Source organism: Acidaminobacter sp. (genome assembly GCF_030247605.1).
Taxonomy (GTDB): Bacteria; Bacillota; Clostridia; order Peptostreptococcales; family Acidaminobacteraceae; genus Acidaminobacter.
The window spans coordinates 1-1,976 of the sequence record NZ_JAOTSB010000062.1 but is presented as its reverse complement, the minus strand read 5'-3'; the positions used below and the strand labels follow the sequence as shown (position 1 = coordinate 1,976).

The 1,976-nt window shown below is 47.8% G+C and carries 1 protein-coding gene and 1 pseudogene; both read right to left on the bottom strand.

Annotated elements, in window-relative coordinates; translation table 11 throughout:
* Positions 1 to 575, bottom strand: a pseudogene (locus tag OEL90_RS15000) (hypothetical protein); the annotation flags it as partial.
* 870 nt (positions 576 to 1,445) lie between these two features.
* Positions 1,446 to 1,976, bottom strand: a 531-nt coding sequence (locus OEL90_RS14995; RefSeq protein WP_300689926.1) for a VOC family protein, incomplete at its 5' end; no start/stop codon positions are given.

Here is a 1,976-nt window from a genome sequence, read left to right as displayed (position 1 = left end):
ACCTTGAGGACTACCTGGATCATCATCATGGTCATGTCACGCGGCGTGAGATGATAGGTGTTTAAATAATCGGTGGCATCGATGAATACCTCATCGATGGAGTAAACATGGATGTCCTCCGGCGCAATATATTTTAAATAGATATTATAGATCCTCGTACTGTACTCCATATAAAGGCCCATCCGGGGTGGTGCGATGATGTAAGCAACAGCCAGTTCAGGTGAGGAATTCAAAACCGTATTGTCATAGGATTCTCCGGTGAACACGTGCCCTGGAGCTGTCCGCTGACGCTGTGCATTGGCTTCCTTTATTTTATGAACCGCTTCAAACAATCTTGCCCGCCCAGAGATCCCATAGGATTTGAGCGAAGGCGACACTGCAAGGCATATGGTCTTCTCTGTGCGGCTGGAGTCGGCGACCACAAGGTTCGTGGTCATGGGGTCAAGGCCCCGTTCAACACATTCAACGGAAGCATAAAAAGACTTCAGGTCGATGGCGATATAAGTACGATTCTTATTGCTTATTTTACTAGTACCTTCTATTGGATCAATTTTAAGTTTTTCCTGCGGATGCATCGAAATCCCTCCCCTCAGTGGCGGCTATTATTAGACGAATCACTGCTTTATTCTCACCCGGTTCGTTCAAATTAGTCAACTCTATTGTTCTATTATAGTATAAATAGACTCCAGTTCGGCCAAAACCAATCTCTAAACCATTTTTCACCTGCTTCTGGTGCCAACAGAGCAAGACGGTCAAAATTGACTTTTCTTCATTTAATTGCATATAATTAATCCAATACAAAAATTTATATTTGGGTGGTCTGTTATGGCAATTATTACATTTCTTCTGATTGGTTGGATCTTAAATTTGTTTAAATTTGAACGATTGTTTATTCAAGCGTTTAAGGAATTATTCAACAAAGATGTAACCAAGGCAACCTATTATTTCCTTTTTTTCTGCGTTGGAGTTTTCGGCGAAATAATTATACTCTTCCAAGGCGCTTACTATGAATATTTCCTGCGTTGATAAGACAATGTGCGGAGATCCTGTTAAAGCGTCTTTTTCTTTGCCCGCAATCCTGTAATGTTGGTTTGCCGTGATCATCCCTTTTCCAGGTAAAGACTGCCATCCGATTGACCCATGAATACAACAAATATTCATGGGTAAAAATTTGATCCACCGTCTCAAACCCTACCGAATGCATTTGCATTATGCATCCGATGAAAATTGAGATACTCTCTACTGCCAAAAAAGATTCCAGACATCGGTCTTTATTGCCGAACGTCTGGAACCCTTTTATTTAAGCCATTATAGACCTAACAGATCACTCTCAGGATCGGAAACATTCCCAATAGAATTCAGGCCACCCGCAAGCAGAAGTGGTCACTCGGGCCATGGAAGCAAAGTGATCACTGGCCGTGTTTTGGGTCGACCCTGCCTGCGTTTTAATCCTTTGCAGCAGACATATCGACACAAAGGATCCCCCTGTTTCCGTCCTGGTCGGCGATGACGGTGAGTGACGGCGCGTTGCTGTCATCGACGACGGTCCCTCCCGCGGCAAGGACGGCTTCGATCCGCTGTTCAGCCGCCTCAGGCGCTACATAGACCTCGATGTGGAACCGCTGACTCGTGGTCTCGGGCTGGACGGCGTCACCGAACCAGAGGTTGGGCAGCCGTCCCGCGGCGTCCCGGATCTCGTCGCTGGGGGAACCGTGGCCCTGGGACTGGGGGTTCCCGGTCAAAAGGACTGCCCACACTGGGGCAATGGTCGCGGAGCGTGCCATGTCGAGGCCAAGCTCGATTTGACTGACCGAAGCCGGGTCGGGGACGAGCTTGTGGTGGGCGGCAATCTCGGTGATCCGCCGCGCGAGGTCAACGTCCAGCTGGGTCACCCATTCGATGACGTATTTTGTCCCATCGTCAGCCAGATAGATGGCATCCTCGCTGATCAGCTTGAGGTCGACATACCCATTACC